Raw genomic sequence first — 18,777 nt, 5'->3', positions numbered from 1 at the left:
GACGGGGACGAGGCGAGGCTATTCCCTCGTCATCCCGCCTCGGCGGGGGCCGGGACGCGCGGCTCGGCGGGGTCTGATTCGACGGTCACGCGCACGGCGGCCTCGCCGTCAACGGATGTGCGGTCGAGAGAGTTCCGGGGGCCGGGGCGGCGCAGGACCGGAGCCGAGCAGCGGCCCAGATCCGGGCCGAGCGCGGCGGCGCGCAGCTCCAGGTCGTGGCGCTGGACGCCGTCGCGGGTGCGATACTCGGTGGTGCGCAGGTGCCCGTAGGCGATGATCGGGTCGCCGCGCTGGAGCGAGGAGTCGACGCCCTCGACCAGCCGCCGCCAGCAGGTGACGGTGAGGAACAGGGTGCCGCCGTCGACCCATTCGCGGCTGCCGGGGTCGAACCGGCGGGACGTGCTGGCCATGCGGAAGGTGACCACCTGGTCCCCGCCGGGCAGGCTGCGCCGCACCGGATGCGACACGACGTTGCCGATGACCGCGGTATGCGCCTCGTACATGATTGCTCCCCTTGACAATTCACCGCCGCGACGGTGGGTGCAGACTGGTCCCCGCGGTCCCCCGAGCCGCTTCCCTTCGGTTCGGGGGACACGTCCAAGCCTGATCGATCCGGCGCCCCCGCGACAGTCGCGATCGGAGATTGTGGATGAATTTCCCAACTGTGAACAGAGATCGTTCCATAACGCGGGGAGGCGCGGCGGGCGGCCGCCGCTCAGTGCCGGGGTTGCGTCGACCGCTCGGCTCCCACGGGCCGCCCGCCGCGCGACCGGTACGGCGAATTACTCGGAACGAGCTGCACGGCAAGCAGTATCACCGCGCCGATGACAATTCCGAGGCGGGTATCCGGCTGCGCCAGCCCGCATACCGCGGCGGCCCCGACGACCAATGCGCACACCAGCGTGACAATGGCGCGCTTGGAATGTCCCTTCTCCGCGTCGACGGCCGAGAACACCGCCGATGCGAGCGCCGCGACCGCGACGGCGGCCATGAGAATCTCCATGCCACTCACCCATTTCCGAACGGTGTACCGCCTGCGAGCTTCTGCCCTGTCGGTGGATCCTCGAAATGGCATCCTAATCCCGCGCGACGGGTAAACGCCGGATTGACAGCGCGGAAACGAGCGAATTATTACAGCGTTCCCAAATCCGTATTGGCCCCGCACAATACGATGACCGGGCGCTCCCCCACCGCGGGCACGTACATGCCGCTCTGAATCGCCGCCAGGGCCGTCGCGCCCGCGGGCTCGACGACGATGCGGAATTCGCGCCACAGATATTCGCGCGCCATGGCGATGGCATCGTCGGAGACCAGGACCGAACCGACGCCGTAGCGCTGGGCCAGTTCCAGGGGAATGTCGCCGATCCTGGTGGCGCCCAGGGCATCCGCGGCGATGGTGTTGACGGGGACGTCGACCGGGCGGCCCGCGGTCAGGGCGGCGTTCAGGGTGGGCGCGCCCTTGGGCTCCACGCCGACGACCCGGCCGCGCGCGCCGAACGCGGCGGAGATGCCCGCGGCCAGCCCGCCGCCGCCCACCGCGACCAGCACCGGCGGGCGGCCGCGGACCTGGCGCTCGATCTCGAGACCCACGACGCCCGCACCGGCGACCACGGCGGGCAGCTCGTAGGCGTGCAGCTGGAGCGCCTCGCGCTCGGCGGTGAGCTCGTCGGCGTACCGGTGGGCGTCGGCGTATGTCGTTCCGTACCACAGCACTTCGGCCCCGTAGGCCCACATGGCGGCCACCTTGGTGTGCGGCGCGGACTCGGGCACCACCACCGTGCACGCGCGGCCCCGCACCGCGCACGCCAGGGCCGCCGCGATTCCGGCATTGCCGCCGGAGGCGATGACCACCGGGCGATCGTCCGCGGGCGTCTCCAGCAGCGCGTTGAGGCTGCCGCGCACCTTGAACGTGCCGCCGTGCTGCAGGTGTTCGAGTTTGAAGGTGACCTTGACCGGACCGGCCGGACCGGTCACCTCGGTGTGGAAGACCGGGGTGACCCGAATGTGCCTGCCCAGGCGCAGTTTCGCCGCGCGCACATCCGATCGGTACAGCCGCCTGATCCGTCGCGACGCGGGCGCGTCGGTCACGGCCGGACCTCCCGGTCCCGCTTGGCCAGTTCGGCGTACATGGCGTTGTGGCGGGCCAGGTCGGCGTCGTGATCGCGGTCGGCGGCCCGGTCGAGTCGCTGGGCCAGGCGCTCGTCGCTGCGCGACCACTGGATCAGCAGCGCCAGCATCACCACCACGAGCGGAATCTCGCCGCTGGCCCAGGCCAGGCTGCCGCCGGTGTGCTGGTCGCCGAGCAGGTCGCTGTTCCAGCCGAGGCCGAGCGAGCGGTAGAACCAGCCGCCCATGACCGTCGTCATGCTCATCAGCGAGACCCCGAAGAAGGCGTGGAACGGCAGCGACCCGAACACCATGCCGACCTTGGTGAGCGACTGCACCTGCCGCGGCTTGGGGTCGATGCCGAGCACCACCCAGTAGAACAGGTAGCCCGACAGCAGGAAGTGCACATTCATCGCCAGGTGCGCGCCGTGCTCGTCGAGGACCTTGTCGAAGATGCCGCCCAGATACAGCGCGTAGAAACCGGCGATGAAGAACACCGACGCCACCACGGGCTGAGTCATGAAGCGCGACACCGGATTGTGCACCGCGGCCAGGACCCACTCGCGCGGCCCGGGCGGGGCGTCGCGACCGGCGGCGGGCAGGGCGCGCAGCGCCAGCAGCACCGGGCCGCCGAGCGCGAACAGGATGGGCGCCAGCATCGACAGCAGCATGTGCTGGGCCATGTGCACGCTGAACATGGCCGGGGCATAACGGCCGACGCCGGTGCTGGTGGCGATCAGCAGCACCGCGCACCCGGCGAGCCAGGAGATGGTGCGGCCGACCGGCCACGTGTCACCGCGCGCCCGCAGCCGCCGCACCCCGGCCAGATACAGCAGCGCCAGCACGATCGCGAGGGTGCCGAAGATCAGGTCGAAGCGCCAGTCGAACAGGATGCGGGCGACGGTCGGCGGACCGGCCAGGTTGTAACCCAACTCCACCTCGGCCGGGGTCGGGACGCGCCGCAGATCCGGCGGCGGCGTGCGGCCCAGGCCCACCGCGAGACCGAGTGTGGCGGCAAACACCAACACCTCGACCCCGGCATAACGAATGAGGGCGGCGCGGTCGTTCGGGTCGGCCGCGAGCGCGGGAACGGCCTTGCGGCGCTGCACGAATCCGATGACGCCGAGCACGCACAGCGCGAGCGTCTTGGCGAGGACGAGGCGGCCGTAGGTGGTGGTGAGCAGGTCGCTCCACGGCACCCGCACCCACGCGTTGAGCACGCCGCTGATCGCCACCGTCACGAACGCGCACGTCGCGACGATCGAGAACCGCCGCGCCGCCAGGGCCGTGTGCGCCCCGCCGCGCAGCGCGTGGGCGAGCACCGCGAACAGGCCGCCCACCCACAGGGTCATGCCGACCAGGTGCAGGATCAGGCTGTTGGTGGCGACGTCGTGCGAGCCGCCCGAGGACGAGTGCCCGGTCAGCGCGACCGGCATCAGGCACAGCAGCGACCACCAGAACAGCACCGGCGTCCAGCCCCAGCGCAGCGCGATCCGGCAGCCGATCGCCAGCGCGATCGCCATGAAAGCCGTTGCGCGCCAGGAACCGGCGACCTCCACCTTTCCGATCGCGTCCCAGATCTGTTCCGGCCGAAGGATACTGCGCACAGGTTGCCCGGTGGTGTCCGACAGCGTCAGCGGAATCAGCAGGATCGCCGAGCCCGCCCACACCAGGGCCGCGATCCCGGCCCGGCGTAACGCCCGGTATCCCCCGACGTCGAGCAGCCCGTTGCGCTGCGGCGGGGTCAGGAACGCGGCGAACAGCAGCGAGCCGATCGCCAGCGCCGCGGACAGGTCGGCCACGGCACGGACCGCGGGCAGGCCGTAGGTGGTCAGCGGCCCCGGATCGGGAATCCCGAGCAGCGTCAACGCCTGCGCCGCCGACAAACCCACGACCAGTGGCGCGACCAGCGCCGCCATCGCCACCGCGAACACGACCAGCACCGGGAACGTCGATGCGGGCTCCGACCGACCGGCCTGGCTGTCAGGTTCGACGGACGGGTCCTGCGCTAACGACATAGCACTCAGGGTAGTTCGGTCCGGCGCCCACAACGGCCCCGCCCCGCCCCCGCTCCCCCGCCCCGATGTGACCCACCCGACAGGGCCACAGGTTGCTCGACGGCAACCAGGACGGACTTGGACGCTCGCTATAATCAATGAGCTGGACACCGTGCCGCGAACCCGGCATGGTGTGTGGTGCTCGCACCTCCCGTGCGATGCCCGCACTGCCTCCGTAGCTCAGTTGGATAGAGCAAGGGCCTTCTAATCCCTAGGTCGCAGGTTCGATTCCTGCCGGGGGCGCGACACAGAACTGCGACCCGCTAATCAGCGGGTTCGCACACCATTGCTCTGTGTTTCCGCTCGCATGCAGCTATAAACATCCCATGAATCATGCTGGCCGCAGTCCGGGTGTCAGTGAGGCGCGCCTCCTCGGTAGCTATGCCTTGGGGTCTGTTGTGCGACCAGGACCGGCGCAACCCGTGATCAGCAGGGCGGATTGCCCCGACCCGACGACCCGAACATCTGCGCCGCACAGTCCACGAGAACCTGGCCGCTCTCGGCCTCGAAGCGCTCTACGTGGTCAGCCTCCGGCTCGGCAATGCCATAGGGCCACAGCCCGGTTCACTCGCAGAGGATCTTCGAGACCTTGCTGAATTCCAGACAATCCCATACTTGTCGATCCATTCGCCGAGTGTTCGAGCTGGCCCTCGAACAGGCTTTCCCGAGAATGGTCAGTTCGACATCTTCGCGCGGGCTACACCCCAGGCGAAAGGATTGCCCTAGTTCGGTGGGCACGTGATCGAATACGTCCGCAGGACGCTCGCGGTGTCAGGTTGCAGGCCATGGGGCTGGAAGACCATGCTGGTGGTCGACGGGCCGACCGCCTGCCCAACTCACCGCGACGCTTCTGCGCCCGGTCACCGCTCGCGAAAGCCAGCACTCCCAATCGACCTTCGACCGGCTACCGAATGTCCTACATGCCATTGGCACTGTAGAACCGGTTGGCCAGCTGATCCGGCTGATCGGCCAAATCCTCAATCTCGGATACAGCCCACGCCTCTTCCATCGACCATTTTCTGTAGCGACTACGTGCCACATGACAAACCGGTCCGGACTGCGCATAGGTGTCTGCCGAATGAGGCACACACATCAAGGCGGCGTCCTCTGGATGCGAGTAACTGCACTCGGGGTACCACCTACCATGGATCACCGTGTTCCGCTCGTGCTTCACCGCCAGCACAAGGGGTCCGGGAAGCCCCGACCACTTCGCATCTCCGCCCACAGTTGCCATTCTGCTGAACTTCGTCTCCTGATGCTCCCCAATCACTCTGATACCGGTTTCTGTTTCGATCTTGCAACCCTGTAAAGGTGCAGTGCATCCGACATTCGGCTATTTCCGGACGTTCGTCCGACGCCGCCATGATCGGCCCACGTCGCAGATCTAGAACATGTTCTTCCAGAGAATCACCTGCTACCGCTGGCTCAGACTCTTCCCAATTCGTGCCGTACGGTCGGATTACGGGATCGGCCCGGTCATCAGGAGCTATCTCTTCCAAAGAGATAAAGAGAACATCCATTGTGTGCGATTTCCCGTACCGTCACGTTTCCGCAGCGTCCAATAAACCGAGCAACAATACTGGGCATATCGGCACGGGTGTGCACGAATCGCAGCGTATAGAGTGAACGCCCGACCGCACATTACGGTAGGCCAACACCGAAGCTCAGGACAACGAGTGCCAGTTGATCCACGGGCGTGGGCCGTGGCGACCTTGGATGCAGGCCAAGCGGTGCAAGGCTTGTTCGTGGTCGACTGGATTGGTTGTCGCGGTTTGGACGGCCATGGTGGTCATCCGAAATTCACGGATGTCACGGAGCAGGTTGAACCCTTCCCATGCCCGTACGCATCGCAGAACTTTTGGTAGTCCGCGGCAGTGATCCAGCCAAAGGACGTGTGTTTGATCGCGGTGTGGACAGTGCCCCATTCCGGAGGGCCGAACGAGGTTCGTTCCAAATCGAGGAACACGATGGCGCCGTCCTCGGTGGCCACGACGTTGCCGATCCAGGCGTCGCCGTGTATCACACACCAAGGCAAACCGGTGGGTCGATGGCTCCATCGTCGGCGTAGTTCGGTGAGATGTGTTCGCATCCAGGCGCGGTCGTGTGCGGTGAGGAATTGTGCGGATTCGATTCGCTGGTCCAGCCGGACGAAGGGGTCCAGGTCGCAGAGGTCGAAAGAGGCCGGGCGTGGGAGGTTGTGGAGTCGGCGCAGGGGCGTAGGCGACCTGGACGGGGGCTCCGGGGTGGTGGGTTGGGAGTTCGTGCCAGAAGGTGACCGCGCGGTCGTCGACGACCACGGGCTGCTCGATATCGGCGATGGCCCGAACGGCCGGAATGCTCGAGGTTTCCAGCCACCGAGAAACCTGGACCTCGCGGTGGGCAGCAGCCCGCTGACCCGGTCGAGTGATGCGCGCGATCACCCCCTTCGGCAGCCGATAGATGGCGTTCTCACCGATCCGCATCAGGGTGACGTCGGTGGTGTCAAGCCCGGCTTGGGCGCAGGCGCGGACAAGAACGTTCTGCAGGATGGTGTCGGCGGTCATGTGTGGGCCAGAACGGTGTCAATACGGTTGGACAATGCGGTTACCTCCGAGGTCCGAGTGTGGGCGGTGAGAATCTGGAGCTCGCGCAGGTCGTCGGCGGCTAGGCGGGAACGCAAGTTGCTGAGGTCGGTGACAGCGTTCGTGCCGATGGCGGCGGCTTCGGCGGGGTCACCGGTGAGCATGAGTAGTGAGGCGAGTTTGGTGGCGGAAATGCCGCGGGAGCGTTTGAACAGGTCGCCATGACCCGCGACTGCGGCAGTCAGTCGGGTGCGGGCGGCCGTGATGCAGTGGCCGTGGACGGCCAGGTCGTAGAGGGCGTGCCCGGTGTCGCCGTGGTGCTGGGCGAGATCGTAGTAGGCCATCCAGGTCGGGTCGTTGGCGAGGCTAGCGTGGGTGAATGCGTCGTCGGCGTGCCCGACCGCGGTCAGTGTGTCTTGGACCAAGCCCTGCTTGGCGCAGGCGCGGGCTTGGGCTGTGTAGAGCATGGCTCGCTCGGTGGCAGTGAGCCGATCCGCTCGTTCCGGGGCCCTCGCGATGTCGGTGAGTCCGCCCTCCGGGTCGCGGCACCAGATCGCTTGCCGCGCACGCGACGACAGTACCTTCGCGCACAGATCCCAGTCACCGGCAGCTTCCGCGCAGGACAAGGCCAACGCGAACATGCGTCGCGCGTCGGCGTGATGGTAGGAGTCGAACGCCATGAATGCACCGGCGTGCGCGAGAAACCCGACCGCCGCGAACAACTCGCGCCGGTACTTCGGCGCGCACCTGGAGGTGAGCAAGCCTTCGGCGTAGGCGACCTGGGTGGCGACTGCCTCGCGCACGAGGCCGCCGCCGTAGGTGTGGTCCATCGAGGTGAACACCGCAGCGGCGGTATGTATCCGGCCGATCTCGTCCGGCCCGACCCGCGGCGGAACAGCGACCTTCGCGGCGACTTGCCGGTGCGATCCGACCACGACAGCAGCGGCGGCAAGGGCTGCGGCATGCAGGAAGTCGTGGCGGTCCACATCCACGAGCGTATCGGCAGTGTTCTCGCCGGTGAGTAGTTCGCGGAACCGTGCCCGCTCGGCGTCGGTGGCGCGGGCCAGTGCGATATCGAGCAGTTGTTGTGTGGTGGGGCGCAATATGATTGATCGGCCGCGGGAGTGCCATTTGGTGATGGCGCTCGGATCGACGCCGAGTTGCGCGGCGAATTCACGAACCGATTGACGGGTCGCTGTCTGAAGAGCGGTTGCTTCGAATCCGGTCCAATCCCGCCCCAAGATCATCGTGTGCGTTTCCTGCGCGAGCTGCGGTAGTCACACGCTAGTCGCACGGTAGCCATACGGCGGGCTGTTCCGTCGAATACTTCTGTGCGAGAGAGTCGTACCACGATTGTCAGCGACGAGGGGGGTGAGACCAATGATGAAGCGGGTGCTCGGGTCGACCGGGATCGAGGTGTCGGGTCTCGGCTCGGTAGACGCCTTCTGCGCCCACCTGCACCGCGATCTCGATGAACCGACCATCGAAATCCCCCGCCCTACAACAGAATCCGCCGCCAAAGCCACAACCGGCGGCAAACACCGATCACACGACTGAGCCGGTCGGCAGCCACGACGGCTTGATAGTCACGGCCGCGGCCGCACTGCTCGATACCGTCTGCACTGGCCTCGACGTCCGGCAAACGTACGGCGACGTGCCCACCGGCAGGATTCCGCACCGATCTCGATTGGCTGGGCACGCATTGCTCGACCTACGCCGGTGCGCGACACCGACCTGTCCTGACACCCGCACGCCCGCAGCCGCCGGAAAGGGCATCGGAGGTTCCTGCCGACGGCTGCGAGCCGTATCCGACCGGCACGGTCGACCACTCCGTTCCCAGCCACTGTCGCTACCCGACGGCGACCAGCCGCGACGGCGATCACGGCAACCGGTCCGGGATGTCCCGCAGCTCACCGAAGAACCCGACCACCGCACCCGCGGAAGGAGGTTCGAAAACGGGCTCTTATCGCCGTAGAAGGTAGGTCGGGTCGTGGGAGCAGATGATCTCGGCGTCGGGATGCATGGCCAGCTCGCGCAGTCGGGCGAGGTTGTCCAGACGGCTCTTTCGATCGGTTTGCGCGATGGCTTGAAACGCTGCGAGCAGTGGCGGACAGCGCTGCTCGCCGCTGATTTGGGTGTGGGAGAAATAGCTGTCTCCCGCATGTAGTAGCCATCGGGGTGCGTTACGGCGTCCGGTGTCTATCGCCACGCCGCAGTGACCGCGGGTGTGGCCGGGGAGGGGGACGGCCAGGATCGTCGGCGGCAGGCCATGCAGTGGATGCACATCGTCGAATCCGAACCAGCGCCCTCCGTCGAGATCGTGCGCGACCCAGAGGGGGTCATGGGCGAATTGTCCACGGACGTAACGGCTACGTTCGATCGCGGTCGCGGGATGACGGGCGGCGATCAGTTCGGTAGCACTGACATGAACGTACGCATTCGGAAAGTCTCGTATACCGCCAGCGTGGTCCAAGTCGAGGTGCGTCAGCACGATATGCCCGACATCGTCGGTGCGGTAACCGAGTTCGACGATCTGCCGGGCGGCGGTTTCGGTGATGTCGAGTCGCGGCCGCAGCAGTGCCCGCAGAAGCGGGCTTACTGCCGAACGAGCACCAGCCGTATCGTCGGTTCCCAGACCTGTATCGACGAGGATGAGTTCGGGCCCGGTGTCGACGAGCAAACAATGAGTCACCATCCGTACCACACCGAGTCCCGTGCCTGAAGAGGACACCAACCGGCCACCGCGCGGGGCGAACGTGCTGCAGTTGAGGTGGTGGATACGCATGGCTCGTCCGTCCAATCACTACCTGACGGTCATCGATCGAGCCCACGCCTTGGTCGAGCGCTTCGGCCGGGTCGCCGCCTGCGGGGTGGGGAACCGTCACGGTGAGTCCTGTGACGGGCAGATGGTGCCGTGCCCGGTATTGCCCAGGCCGCGAATACCGCGAGCGTGGCAAACTCCGGCGCCGCCCAACGACAAAGACACCGGCCGACCCATGGCGCCGGACAGTGCACACGCCAATGAGGCCGTGGTGAACAACGCGATCACCGCGAGGAACAGCCGCTGTCGGCCGAGCCGGCCCCATCGTGGCAATGGTCAGCAACAGGCAGGCCAACGGCGGCGTATACGCATCGATCGCCCGCTGCGACCTGCGCAGCGACGCCCCGAACGAGGACTGGATGCTCGGTAGGGCCACCGCGACGATCGTCGTGTCGAGCATCAGCATGTGCACTGCCGCGCACACCATAACCAGCGGCAACTCACGTCGCGCCGCGGTCGACCGGCGATGCGACGACGGGTACCGAAGCGATGCGACATACCTGGGGCGACATACCTGGGACACGACTCCGCCTTTTCGTGGATTCACGCCTCTGATCAGGATCTCGTACACTATGAGACGTATTATGTCTCCATGTCTCAGGACACTAGCATTCGAACGGCAACCTCAGCAAGGGGCCGCGCTTTCGGGGTCCGACGAGGACGCGGCCGGGATCACCGGTTCGGCTTGTCGGAGTCGAGCGGTTCGGATGCGCCTTGCCTGCAACCCGTCTTGGTGCTAGCGTTCGAGACTATGAGACATAATATGTCTCAGTTGTATATAGCCGGATGGGGACGCCCATGACGGTCCTGGCAGAACGCACCGATCCGAAAACGAGGGATAGATGCAACTTCCCCGTTCGCTGGCGCGATTCAACAAAAATGTCAGCAACCGACTGCAAAAGAACTGGGCGTGGGTGATACCACCGTGGGCGATCGTTGTCCACCGCGGGCGGCGTTCGGGCCGGCCGTACCGCACTCCGGTGTTCGCATGGAAATCGCGCGGTCGCATCGTGATCGCCCTGTACTACGGCACACGTTCCGATTGGGTCCGCAATGTAGTGCACCAGGAAGCGGCTTCGATCCAACGGCTCGGTCACACCCGGGCAATGCTCGCGCCACACATCGTCGATCCCGCCGATACCGATGAACTCGGGCCCGTTGTTCGCCTGCTCATCCGCCCCGCGGAACAGGCTCTCGTCGCAGACCTTGTCAAGCCGGGCTCTTCGTCGCATTCGGAAGGAAATTCACCATGGTGACAGACATGGCATCCAGGAAACGTGATTTCAGCGGGAAGAAGGTCCTCATCACCGGCGCGGCCAGTGGGATCGGCCGGTCCACCGCGGTCGCCATGGCGCGCAGGGGGGCGCATCTCGCGTTGACCGATATCAACGACTCGGGCCTGCAGGAGACGATCGCGCTGATCACCGACGCGCGCGGCATTGTCGGATCCTGTGCAGCACTGGACATTTCCGACCACGACGCGGTCGCCGCGTTCGCGCGGGACGTACACTCCGCCTTCGGTAGCCCGGACATCGTGATGAACATCGCCGGACACGTAATCTTCGGCACGGTGGACAATCTCGAGTACCGTCATTGGAAATCCATGATCGACATCAATCTCATGGGCCCGATCCACGTCATCGAGAATTTCGTTCCCTCGATGATCCGCGCCGGCAACGGAGGTCACCTCGTCAACGTCGCGTCGGTGGCCGGGCTGATGGGACTGCCCTGGCACGCCGCCTACGGAGCCAGCAAGTTCGGACTGCGCGGCATCTCGGAGGTCCTGCGATTCGACCTGCGCCGCCACGGAATTCATGTCCACCTGGTCGTACCCGGCGCGGTGGACACGCCGCTGGTCGGCTCGATCGAGATTGTGGGCATCGACCGCGACAACCCCGAAGTCGCACGCCAACTCGCCCGATTCCAGCGATATGCGAAGTCGCCGGAACACGTGGCCGAATGCATCATCCAAGGTATCGAGAAGAACAGGTTCATGGTGTACACGTCCAACGACGTTCGCCTCGGCCACTGGATCGCACGAAAATTCTCGTTGCCGTACGAATTCGCCATGCGTGTCGCCAACGATCAATTCAACCAGGTCGCGCCGCCGGTCAACGTCCTGGGACCCGATCCGCTCCGACCGCAGCACGCCGAGTAGCAAGTATCGAGTTGTGAATCCTCTACCAGCCCAGGACAATCCGGTCGGTCCGCGCCTGGCTGACCCGCTCGCTCACCGGCCCGTCAGTGTGGTGAGTGTTCGTGTGGCGGCTTCGGCGATGAGTTGGTCGCTGGGCTGGGCGTTGTAGTCGTTGGATATGTCGGACATGATCGCCAGGACCAGCGGCGGAGTCGACGGTGGGTAGATGATGGCGACGTCGTTGGCTCGCCCGTAATCACCGGTGCCGGTCTTATGAGCGACCTGCCAGCTCCCGGGGACCGCGCCGCGGATGCGGCCGGTGCCGGTGGTGCTGCGCAGCAGCCAATCGGTAAGCAGGCCACGCTTCTCGGGCGACAGGGCGGTGCCGAGCACAGGGGTGCGGTAATCGGTGGCGAGTGCGCGGGGTGTGCTGGTGTCGCGTTCGTCGCCGGGAGCGTCTCGATTGAGCTCGGGCTCATAGTTGTCCATGGGGCTCCAGGGGTCACCCAGGGTGCGCAGATAGGCGGTCAGCGCGGCCGGGCCACCGATATCGTCGAGCAGCAGATTGCCCGCGGTGCCGTCGCTGTAGCGGATCGCCGCATCGCACAACTGCCCGATCGTCATGCCGGTGTCGACGTGCCGCTCGGTGACCGGGGAGATCGAGCGGATCTCGTCCCGGGTGAATGACACCCGAGTATCCAGGTGCGACAACGGGTTTCGGGACAGGACCGCCGCGGCGGCGAGCCCTTTGAACGTCGAACACATGGCGAACCGGTCGTCGGCCCGGTACGCGAGGGTGGCGCCCGTGCCGGTCGCCACCGCGAACACGCCGAGCCGCGCACCGTACCGACGCTCCAGTTCGGCCAGCGACGCAACAGGATCCGGCCGCGGCGGCGCCGCCGAACCTGCGGCCGTGGCGAGATACCCCGCCGTGGGAACCAGCAACGCCGCGGCGAGCATTCGCCGCCGAGCCTGACACTTCACTCCCGGACTGTCGAAGACGGAAACGGTTCACCCCATGCCGAAACAGCATGGGGTGTCTCGTGAACGGCCGGTCCGGACAGCGCACCGTGCGCGGATCATTCGGCGAGAACGGTTTTGGTCGAGTCGCTGGTGAGATGCCCTCGAATCGCAGTCGGAGCATGGTCGAGGTCCGCTAGGTCGGTGGTGACTCGCTCCGGCTGGAGCTTGCCTTCGCGCATGAGCTCGAGCACAGCCGGTATGGCGGTGCGTGCGTGGCTACGGGCGAGACGATAGGTCACATTGCGCCCATACATCAGCAAGGCGGGGATTCGCGCACTGCGGTTCCTCGAACCCAGGCTGGTGCAGGTGCCGTCGGGCGCGGTGTACCGAATCGCTCTCCGCAGGCCCGCGGGGGTGGCCGACGAATCGACGACAAGGGCTGCAGGTGGAAGCCCGCGAAGCTCGTTGGGCGCAAGCGCATTCATGCCTAGACGCTCGGCTTCGGCGCGAAGGTGCGCCCGATGATCGACAAAGTGGATGTTGCGAACACCCATGGCCTGGGCGACCAGTCCGGCGTACAGCAAGACGCTGGAGCTGAACGGTTCCCGCCGACCGATTTCCGACAGCAGCACAACGTGTGCATCCGAATCGCGTTGCAACATCGTGTCTACGTAGGGCGCAACGCTGCGGTAGCCGTCGGAGACGTTGTCGGCGACCGATGCGGCCGCCGCCGGATCGATGCCCTCGGGCAGGGCCACGAGCATGGCATCGGCGTACGGCACCGAGACCAGGTCGGAGATCACGCCACCCCAGTGGCCACCGGCAACGCCGAATCCATACATCGATAACGGTGGAACGCTGGCACAACTGCCGGTGTGACCGGATCGGCACGGAGAGCATGTGCCGCAGCTGATCTGAAACGGGACGACTACGCGGTCGCCGGGATGTACGGTGCGGACAGCCTCCCCGACTGACACGACCTCGCCGACACACTCGTGACCGAAGTGCATCGGCAACGGGTACGGGAACATACCCAGACCCATGGGCCGGTCGACATCACAGGTGGCCATCGCGATCGGATGCACGATCGCTCCACCGGGACCGGGGGGCGGCGGTGACGCAACGTCGCGCCACTGGACGCGTCCACCCGGGCCGACAACCAATGCCCGCATGCGTGGCCGCGTCGGCCGTCGTCGCTGTGCGAGGTGGTCTTGTGCCCCGTTACGTAGCCGCTGCCACCGCAGACCGGCATCGCGTTCCAGGGACACCGCAAGTCCGGTGGCCAATGCGGGGGCTACCGCCAGTCTGGCGTAATGCTCGGCGACGCTGCGTGGTCGATGCTGAGTCAAAGTCCGCTCCTTCGGTTGAGCCGAAAGCGATCCGCCGACGGTTGCCGCCTGGCCCGCCGATGCCTCGTCCGATCCTTGATTCTGAGACAAGTGATACATATTTAGACTCGATGTATCGTACAATAGCGCCACAGGAACCTATAGGGCAAGGAGAACATCTATGTCCGTGCTCGACATCCGCCGCGACGGTCCGGTCGTGACCGCCTCGTTGAACAATCCGCCGTTCAACTTCCTCACCGCCGAGCTCGTGTTCGAACTCGGACGGCTCCTCGACATGGTCGAGGCAGACCCCGGTGTCCGGGCCGTGGTCATCGCCAGCGCCGTACCGGACACGTTCATCAGCCATTACGACATCGCCGAGATCCTGCAGGGCGCCGAACGGGTCGGGTTGTCCCTCGGTCCGCGCCTGGTCGGCGTGGGTATACGCGCCGTCGACGCGCTACGCCGGATACCGGGCCTGCGCCAAGCCCTCGAACACACGCCGGCCGCCGGGATCACCGCGCTGCTGCGGTACCACGACGTCACCCGCCGCATGCGCCGCTCCAGCGCCGTGTTCGTCGCGGCCGTGTCCGGCATGGCCCTCGGCGGCGGCTGCGAACTCGCCCTCGCCTGCGACATCCGGCTGATGGCTGAGGGGCCCTACGGCATCGGCCAGCCGGAAGTCCTGCTGGGACTGTTCCCCGGCGGTGGCGGCACCCAAATCCTCACCCGCACCCTCGGGGTCGGCCGTGCCATCCAACTCGTCGTCGAGGGGAAACCGTTGTCCCCCATCGAAGCCCTCGAAGTCGGCCTCGTCCACCGCCTCGTGCGCGGTGAGGAACTCCTCGACGAGGCCCAATTCACCGCCGCACGCCTGGCCACCCGTGCTCCCGCCGCGGTCGAGGCGATCAAACGCGCCGTCTACCACTACGGCTCCCGGCCCATCGACAAGGGACTGGCATTCGAACGAGCGCGGTTCCTGTCCCTCGCCACCCGTCACGACACCAAGAACGCTCTCGGGACCTACGTCGGCCTGGTCGAACAGCACACGAACGGAGGACAGGGTGTCGTCACCTTCGCGGAGCAGCATCTACCCGACCTGCTCGCCGGAACCACCGCCGAATTCGTACCGTGAACCCACCGGGCTCCGTGCGGGGCGGGCGACCCTATGCTGAGATGTCCGAGACTTATTCAGGCTCGATGTCGGCCTGGGATCGCTGTTCGATAAGGAGGGCCGGTGTCCGAGGCCGTACTGCACACTCTGATCGCGAATCTCATCGCACCCGATGCGGAGTTGATCGCCCAGCTCGACAACGACGACGCGGTGACCACACGCATCCTCGCCGCCGCCTATGAGCAGGCGGCGACGGTCGGGTGGCGCCGCTCCACCATCGACGACGTGGCGCGCCGGGCTCGGCTGGGCCGCGCCACCGTCTACCGCCGGTTCTCTACCAAGCAGGAACTCTCCGACGCCGTGGTCCTCAACGAGGTGCGCAAGTATCTGGCAGGCAGCACCGCCGCGGTGTCGGCGCAATCCACCGTCGAAGACCGTATCGCTGAAAGCACCGCCTACACGGTGGAATTCCTGCGTAACCACCGCTTGCTTCGGCGGCTGCTCGAAACCGAACCCGAAACGATCCTGCCCAGCCTCACCACCGAAGCCGATCCACTGTTAGACCTCGCCCGGGAATTCTGCGTATCTGTCTGGCGGCGGGAACTCTACGGTGACAAGCCGATCCCCGGCGACCGGCTGCAGCACCTGCATACCGTCGCCGAACTGCACATCCGAATGACCCTGTCGTTCATCCTCACCAGCCGCTCGACAATCCCTCTCGACACCCCCGATCAAGCCCGCCACTTCGCCCGCACCTACCTCGCCCCCATGCTCGAACTCGGTTGAAAGGCAGCCGGTCAGGGAAATAAACTGCCCCGCCGACCAGCCGGGGCCATGGGGCGATACGTCCCAGGTCTCGACCGGCTGCACCTATGGGCTTGTCTATCTGGTGTACAACACGACCGGCGATCTGCTCGCCCGGGATGACACACGTGCGCTGCTTCGAAAACGCCGCACGTCACCTCGTCGACGACGTGCCCAGCATCCCCCGTGACGATCACGCCTGCCGACCCGGCACTACAGCGGCTGAATTCGTGTTGTCGCTGGGCTTGACGGCCGTGGCTGGTGGGTGGGGTACATCTGGTGGGTGCGGTATCCGCAAGGCGGTGGGCTGACCGCCGAGCGACGGATGTTGCGGGAGCGGTTGCGGCTGGAAGCCGCGGACGCTTTCGCCCGGGGCGAGGACAATGCGGTGATCGCCCACCGGCTGCGAGTCAGCGTGCGGTCGGTGCAACGGTGGCGCCAGGCGTGGGGATCGGCGGGGCGGGAAGCGTTGCGGTCCAAGGGCCCCGCGTCGCTGCCGTTGCTGTCCGACGAACAGTTCCAGGTACTCGAACACGAGCTGGCCAAGGGCCCGGCCGAGCACGGCTGGCCGGACCAGAAATGGACTCTGGCCAGGATCAAGACCGTGATCGGGCGCCGGTTCCACATCTCCTACACGATCAAGGGGGTGTCGTTGTTGTTGCACCGGCACGGGTGGAGCCGTCAGCAACCTGCCCGCCGGGCGGTCGAACGCGACGACGCGGCGGTCGCGACGTGGGTGAAGGACGTGTGGCCGCACGTAAAACCGCCGCGGCGGCGCTCGGAGCCTGGGTCGTGTTCGAAGACGAAGCCGGGTTCACGATGACGCCGCCGACCGCACGGACCTGGGCGCCACGCGGGCACACCCCGATCGTGCGGGTCCGGGGCCGAACCACCCGCCGGATATCGATCGCCGCGCTGACCTGCTACAAGCCCGGCCATCGGTCCCGGCTGATCTGGCGACCGTATCGGCACGACCGAAATAGTTCGGGCAGGAAGAGCTTCGCCTGGACCGACTACCGGGACCTGCTCATCGCCGCCCACCGGCAACTCGGCGGGCCGATCGTGGTCTGCTGGGACAACCTCAACACCCACCTCACCGCCGGCATGCGCCGATTCGTCACCGGCCACGACTGGCTCACTGTCTACCAACTGCCCGCCTACGCGCCCGATCTGAATCCGACCGAAGGCATCTGGTCACTACTGCGGCGAGGCCGGCTGGCCAACCGCATCATCACCGACCCCGACCACCTCATGCGCATCGTGCGCAGCGACCTGCACCGCATCGGCTACCACCCCAACCTGATCGACGGCTGCCTCACCGCAACCGGACTCACACCCACCCCGAAACGATCATGACGACAACACGAAATCAGCCTCTGTAACGACGAGACGGTGATCCTCGGCGTCGACACGCACAAGGACTTCCACGTCGCGTTCGTCATCAGTGTCCAAGGATAGTCACTGGGACACAACAGATTTCCCACCACCACGACCGGTTACCGGCAGCTGCTGAACTGGGCCAGCGGTTTCGGAACACTCGAGCGAGCTGGTGTCGAAGACATCCCTGTGGGGCTTCTGGACGCCAGCGCGCCGACATAGGCCCCCACGGTTCGGCGAATGGGAGGACGAGCCCCAGGATGTCGGGAGTTGGACCGCCGCCTCGAAGTGCTCGGATTGCACGTGCAGCTGCCCCGACTCCGCATCACGAAACGCCTCGACCAAGAGGAACTCGTCATCAACCAATCGCAGCCACTGCCCACCGAGATCGGGGCGTACCGAAAACTTGACATTAATGAATAAGCATAATTTTACCACTTCAGTCGTCGTTGTCTGCAAACACGTTCCAATTTATGCCATATCTTCGAAAAAGGCGGTCTGTCTCGTATCAAACCCGTCAACCAGCTGGTCCAATTTGTAGTCGGCCCGGGTATTCCACCGAAGGAATGCCCTTTCATTCTCTGCGAGCAGACACAACCCCGGGCAGGACCTCCATGGAGGCCCTGCCCGGTGGCTCAGCATTCAGTGACCGAGATGGTCAATGATAGCTGCAGTGAAAGCGTCGAGATCGGTAGGCTGTCGAGATGTGATGAGTGTCCAGCCATTGGTGGAACTGACGACGACAGGTTCGTCAATCCAATCACCGCCCGCGTTGATGAGGTCGGTGCGGACAGTGTGATAGGAGGTCAGAGTTTTACCGGGAAGGACATTAGCTTCCACCAGCACCCAGGGACCGTGACACATCGACGCGATGGGCTTGCTTGCGGCAACAAAGGCCTTGACAGCCTCGACAGCGTGGCGGTTGCACCGGAGCTGATCGACATTGAGGGTTCCCCCCGGGATCACCAAAACGTCGAAATCAGCGAGAGTAAGGTTATCCAGCGCTGCGTCGGCGCGCTCGACGACATCGCGATCGGTGTCGTTGAGATAAGTCTGGATTTTTCCTCCGCTCGGTGAGGCGACGGTGACGCCGATTCCTGCGGCGGCGAGCCGCTCGGTGGGAACCAGCAACTCGTCGCGCTCCACTCCGAGATCGGAGACGATGAATAATGCTTCACGAGGATTGGACATTTTGTCAGCCTTTCTGCTCACGGCGGTAGGCGCGGGCCCAGAAGTTGGGACCCTGGGCGTAGGAATCAACGAACTCGTAAAATTTTCTGATCGTGGGCTGATTGCAGTGGTGTTCGAATGCGGCTTCGTCCTCGTAGACCTCGCCCAGGTAGAAGCGGTTCGGATTGTCTTCGTCCTGAAGAACCTCGAAACGCAAGGTGCCCGGCTCGTTCGCAAGCGAACCTGTAGCATCAAAGTTTGCATGCGCGATGAAGTCGTTTCGCCTGGCAGGGGGAACATCGAACTGTACGAACACGTGGTAGGTCATTGTCGTCCTTC

Annotated in this window: 18 protein-coding genes, 1 tRNA gene and 1 pseudogene; 7 read left to right on the top strand and 13 right to left on the bottom strand. The window is 65.6% G+C overall.

Going from position 1 to position 18,777, the window contains the following annotated elements; translation table 11 throughout:
- Positions 1–29: 29 nt before the first annotated feature.
- From HPY32_RS04290 to HPY32_RS04275, 4 genes are all read right to left on the bottom strand, one after another.
- Positions 30–503 (bottom strand): single-stranded DNA-binding protein, encoded by a 474-nt coding sequence (locus tag HPY32_RS04290; protein WP_082870990.1) that lies wholly within the window; start codon positions 501–503, stop codon positions 30–32.
- Between the two features lie 212 nt (positions 504–715).
- Positions 716–1,003, bottom strand: coding sequence for a hypothetical protein (locus HPY32_RS04285; protein ID WP_067583566.1), 288 nt, complete (start codon positions 1,001–1,003; stop codon positions 716–718).
- 128 nt (positions 1,004–1,131) lie between these two features.
- Entirely contained in the window at positions 1,132–2,088 is a 957-nt protein-coding gene (locus HPY32_RS04280; RefSeq protein ID WP_082870989.1) for a threonine/serine dehydratase, read from the bottom strand.
- Complete coding sequence (locus HPY32_RS04275; RefSeq protein ID WP_067583563.1) at positions 2,085–4,124, bottom strand: bifunctional copper resistance protein CopD/cytochrome c oxidase assembly protein; 2,040 nt, start codon at positions 4,122–4,124, stop codon at positions 2,085–2,087. The genes HPY32_RS04280 and HPY32_RS04275 overlap by 4 nt, the downstream gene beginning before the upstream one ends.
- Before the next feature lie 208 nt (positions 4,125–4,332).
- Between HPY32_RS04275 and HPY32_RS04270 the strand changes: the two genes are divergently transcribed.
- Positions 4,333–4,406, top strand: a tRNA-Arg gene (locus HPY32_RS04270).
- Positions 4,407–5,952: 1,546 nt separating this feature from the next.
- Here the strand turns inward: HPY32_RS04270 and HPY32_RS44375 are convergent.
- Positions 5,953–6,324, bottom strand: coding sequence for a phosphotransferase family protein (locus HPY32_RS44375; protein WP_231951570.1), 372 nt, complete (start codon positions 6,322–6,324; stop codon positions 5,953–5,955).
- A 378-nt stretch (positions 6,325–6,702) separates the two neighbouring features.
- The gene (locus HPY32_RS04260) at positions 6,703–7,971 is read right to left on the bottom strand and encodes an NsdA family TPR-like regulatory protein (protein ID WP_067583560.1); all 1,269 of its coding nucleotides are present in this window, start codon (positions 7,969–7,971) and stop codon (positions 6,703–6,705) included.
- A gap of 133 nt (positions 7,972–8,104) precedes the next feature.
- On the opposite strand from HPY32_RS04260, the gene HPY32_RS04255 reads away from it, so the two are divergent.
- Positions 8,105–8,281, top strand: a complete 177-nt coding sequence (locus HPY32_RS04255; protein ID WP_171982712.1) for a hypothetical protein — start codon at positions 8,105–8,107, stop codon at positions 8,279–8,281.
- A 406-nt stretch (positions 8,282–8,687) separates the two neighbouring features.
- Here the strand turns inward: HPY32_RS04255 and HPY32_RS04250 are convergent, their stop codons facing one another.
- Entirely contained in the window at positions 8,688–9,509 is an 822-nt protein-coding gene (locus tag HPY32_RS04250; RefSeq protein WP_082870988.1) for an MBL fold metallo-hydrolase, read from the bottom strand.
- Positions 9,510–9,722: 213 nt separating this feature from the next.
- Positions 9,723–9,984 (bottom strand): annotated as a pseudogene (locus HPY32_RS46050) (MFS transporter); the annotation flags it as partial.
- Positions 9,985–10,387: 403 nt separating this feature from the next.
- Between HPY32_RS46050 and HPY32_RS04245 the strand changes: the two are divergent.
- Positions 10,388–10,801 carry a nitroreductase family deazaflavin-dependent oxidoreductase gene (locus HPY32_RS04245; protein WP_067583555.1) on the top strand — a complete coding sequence of 138 codons (414 nt, stop codon included), beginning with the start codon at positions 10,388–10,390 and terminating at the stop codon, positions 10,799–10,801.
- 5 nt (positions 10,802–10,806) lie between these two features.
- Positions 10,807–11,703: an SDR family oxidoreductase gene (locus HPY32_RS04240; protein ID WP_067583552.1), complete on the top strand. Its 897-nt coding sequence runs from the start codon at positions 10,807–10,809 to the stop codon at positions 11,701–11,703.
- A gap of 72 nt (positions 11,704–11,775) precedes the next feature.
- On the opposite strand, the gene bla is transcribed toward HPY32_RS04240, so the two are convergent.
- Positions 11,776–12,642: a class A beta-lactamase gene (gene bla, locus HPY32_RS04235; protein WP_171982802.1), complete on the bottom strand. Its 867-nt coding sequence runs from the start codon at positions 12,640–12,642 to the stop codon at positions 11,776–11,778.
- 119 nt (positions 12,643–12,761) lie between these two features.
- Complete coding sequence (locus HPY32_RS04230; protein WP_269456484.1) at positions 12,762–13,817, bottom strand: alcohol dehydrogenase catalytic domain-containing protein; 1,056 nt, start codon at positions 13,815–13,817, stop codon at positions 12,762–12,764.
- A 337-nt stretch (positions 13,818–14,154) separates the two neighbouring features.
- Between HPY32_RS04230 and HPY32_RS04225 the strand changes: the two genes are divergently transcribed.
- The 3 genes from HPY32_RS04225 (at position 14,155) to HPY32_RS46790 (ending at position 17,247) form a co-directional block, all read left to right on the top strand.
- Complete coding sequence (locus HPY32_RS04225) at positions 14,155–15,108, top strand: enoyl-CoA hydratase/isomerase family protein (RefSeq protein ID WP_067583543.1); 954 nt, start codon at positions 14,155–14,157, stop codon at positions 15,106–15,108.
- A 102-nt stretch (positions 15,109–15,210) separates the two neighbouring features.
- Entirely contained in the window at positions 15,211–15,873 is a 663-nt protein-coding gene (locus HPY32_RS04220) for a TetR/AcrR family transcriptional regulator (RefSeq protein WP_067583540.1), read from the top strand.
- Between the two features lie 301 nt (positions 15,874–16,174).
- A protein-coding gene (locus HPY32_RS46790) for an IS630 family transposase (protein ID WP_444939652.1) occupies positions 16,175–17,247 on the top strand; the annotation gives its coding sequence in 2 pieces (ribosomal slippage) (positions 16,175–16,712 and positions 16,712–17,247; 1,074 coding nt in all).
- 102 nt (positions 17,248–17,349) lie between these two features.
- Here the strand turns inward: HPY32_RS46790 and HPY32_RS46470 are convergent.
- From HPY32_RS46470 to HPY32_RS04200, 3 genes are all read right to left on the bottom strand, one after another.
- A complete protein-coding gene (locus HPY32_RS46470) occupies positions 17,350–17,706 on the bottom strand; it encodes an antibiotic biosynthesis monooxygenase (protein WP_331713288.1) in 357 nt (118 codons plus the stop codon).
- A gap of 204 nt (positions 17,707–17,910) precedes the next feature.
- Positions 17,911–18,459, bottom strand: a complete 549-nt coding sequence (locus HPY32_RS04205) for a type 1 glutamine amidotransferase domain-containing protein (protein ID WP_067583537.1) — start codon at positions 18,457–18,459, stop codon at positions 17,911–17,913.
- Positions 18,460–18,463: 4 nt separating this feature from the next.
- The gene (locus HPY32_RS04200; RefSeq protein WP_067583535.1) at positions 18,464–18,766 is read right to left on the bottom strand and encodes a putative quinol monooxygenase; all 303 of its coding nucleotides are present in this window, start codon (positions 18,764–18,766) and stop codon (positions 18,464–18,466) included.
- Positions 18,767–18,777: the final 11 nt, after the last annotated feature.

This window comes from Nocardia terpenica, assembly GCF_013186535.1.
GTDB lineage: Bacteria > Actinomycetota > Actinomycetes > Mycobacteriales > Mycobacteriaceae > Nocardia > Nocardia terpenica.
This window is presented reverse-complemented; position numbering and strand designations above follow the sequence as displayed.

Coding starts and splice junctions, on each gene's coding strand:
- bla (WP_171982802.1), bottom strand. CDS start 12,642: ATGCTCGCCGCGGCGTTGCTGGTTCCCACGGCGGGGTATCTCGCCACG.
- HPY32_RS04205 (WP_067583537.1), bottom strand. CDS start 18,459: ATGTCCAATCCTCGTGAAGCATTATTCATCGTCTCCGATCTCGGAGTG.
- HPY32_RS04260 (WP_067583560.1), bottom strand. CDS start 7,971: ATGATCTTGGGGCGGGATTGGACCGGATTCGAAGCAACCGCTCTTCAG.
- HPY32_RS04245 (WP_067583555.1), top strand. CDS start 10,388: ATGCAACTTCCCCGTTCGCTGGCGCGATTCAACAAAAATGTCAGCAAC.
- HPY32_RS04255 (WP_171982712.1), top strand. CDS start 8,105: ATGATGAAGCGGGTGCTCGGGTCGACCGGGATCGAGGTGTCGGGTCTC.
- HPY32_RS04250 (WP_082870988.1), bottom strand. CDS start 9,509: ATGCGTATCCACCACCTCAACTGCAGCACGTTCGCCCCGCGCGGTGGC.
- HPY32_RS04290 (WP_082870990.1), bottom strand. CDS start 503: ATGTACGAGGCGCATACCGCGGTCATCGGCAACGTCGTGTCGCATCCG.
- HPY32_RS04200 (WP_067583535.1), bottom strand. CDS start 18,766: ATGACCTACCACGTGTTCGTACAGTTCGATGTTCCCCCTGCCAGGCGA.
- HPY32_RS04230 (WP_269456484.1), bottom strand. CDS start 13,817: ATGCGGGCATTGGTTGTCGGCCCGGGTGGACGCGTCCAGTGGCGCGAC.
- HPY32_RS04225 (WP_067583543.1), top strand. CDS start 14,155: ATGTCCGTGCTCGACATCCGCCGCGACGGTCCGGTCGTGACCGCCTCG.
- HPY32_RS04285 (WP_067583566.1), bottom strand. CDS start 1,003: ATGGAGATTCTCATGGCCGCCGTCGCGGTCGCGGCGCTCGCATCGGCG.
- HPY32_RS04240 (WP_067583552.1), top strand. CDS start 10,807: ATGGCATCCAGGAAACGTGATTTCAGCGGGAAGAAGGTCCTCATCACC.
- HPY32_RS04275 (WP_067583563.1), bottom strand. CDS start 4,124: ATGTCGTTAGCGCAGGACCCGTCCGTCGAACCTGACAGCCAGGCCGGT.